General features: G+C 75.2%; 1 protein-coding gene and 1 pseudogene. One reads left to right on the top strand and one right to left on the bottom strand.

Features of this window, described 5'->3' with window-relative positions:
* A pseudogene (locus tag AC1D12_RS33660) lies at positions 1-386 on the top strand (hypothetical protein); the annotation flags it as partial.
* A gap of 9 nt (positions 387-395) precedes the next feature.
* On the opposite strand, the gene AC1D12_RS33655 reads toward AC1D12_RS33660, so the two are convergent.
* On the bottom strand, positions 396-1232 hold an 837-nt coding region (locus AC1D12_RS33655), incomplete at its 5' end, for a CPBP family intramembrane glutamic endopeptidase (RefSeq protein WP_477845421.1).

Below are 1232 nucleotides of genomic sequence, written 5' to 3'. Positions count from 1 at the left end.
GGGTGGCGGCGCGGGCGTCCGCGCCGGCCGCGGCGGCGTCCCGGCCCGAGCCGGCGAAACCGGTGGCCGCGAAGCTGCCCGAGCCCGTGAAGCCGGTGGCTTCGAAGCCGCCGGAACCTGCGGCCAGCCAGGTGGCGATGGCGCCCGTGCTGGCGGCGCCGGTGACACCGCACACGAGCGACACGCGCGACGAGCCGCTGATGCGCGATCCGCCGCCGGTGCCTGAAGGCCCGGGCCTGATCGCGACGACGACCGACACGCTGGTCGAGCACTGGCCCTGGACCCTCGCCGCCATCCTGCTGCCGCTCGTGGCCTGGGGCTGGTCCTGGTTCTCGCACCGCCGGGACTACGACGCGGCCGGGCTGCCGCGTGGCCCGAAGCTCTGATCCGAGCCCTCAGCGGCCTGCGAGGGCCGGGTAGGTGAAGAGCAGGAAGTGCGTCGCGTTGAGCGCGAAGTGCACCAGCACCGCCGCCTCGATGCGGCGCGTGCGCGCGTACGCCGCCGCATAGCCGAGGCCGGCCAGGCCCGCGAGCAGCGCGCTGGCCGGGCCGCCGGCGAGGTGGGCAAGCCCGAACAGCACGGCCGACAGCGCGACGGCCCCACCCGCCGGCAGCCGGCGATGCAACTGTTCCTGCAGCAGCCCGCGGAACAGCGCCTCCTCGGCGATGCAGGTCAGCAGCAGGTTGGCGAACAGGAACTGGATCGCGAGCACCGGCAGCTTCGGCGCGAAAGCGACCTGGTGCACCGACACGGCCAGCGCGAACACCACCACCGCCGTCGCGACGAAGGCGAGGCCCGCGGTGGCCAGCGTGCCGCGCCATTCGCGCCGCGTGCCCGAGCGGGACGCGAACGCGGCCAGCAACAGCAGGCCGGCCGAGCCCTTGTCGAAGTTCAGGTACTGGGTGAAGGGCAGCGCGTCGGCGGTGAAGCGGATGCCGTCGTAGAGCTTCGGGTTGCGAAAGCCCGGCACCACGTGCACGAACAGCGCGATCGCGAGTGCCGCGGCCAGCACCATCAGCGCGGCACGCAGCCAGCGCGCCTGCGCCCACCGGCTGCCGAAGGCGAAGGCCGCCAGCAGCGCGAGCGCCGCGACCCCGGGCGCCTGCAGCACGCCGCCGGCCCAGGCCGCGGCGATGGCCGCCAGGTGCAGCACCGGCCACAGCGGCAGGCGCCGGCCCGCGACCGGCAGCGGCGGGATCCACACGGCACACAGCGCCGCGCACAGCAGGAC

The organism is Rhizobacter sp. P1_G5, from assembly GCF_056405435.1.
Note: the sequence above shows the minus strand (reverse complement) of the source record. Positions and strands in the feature narration are given on the sequence as shown.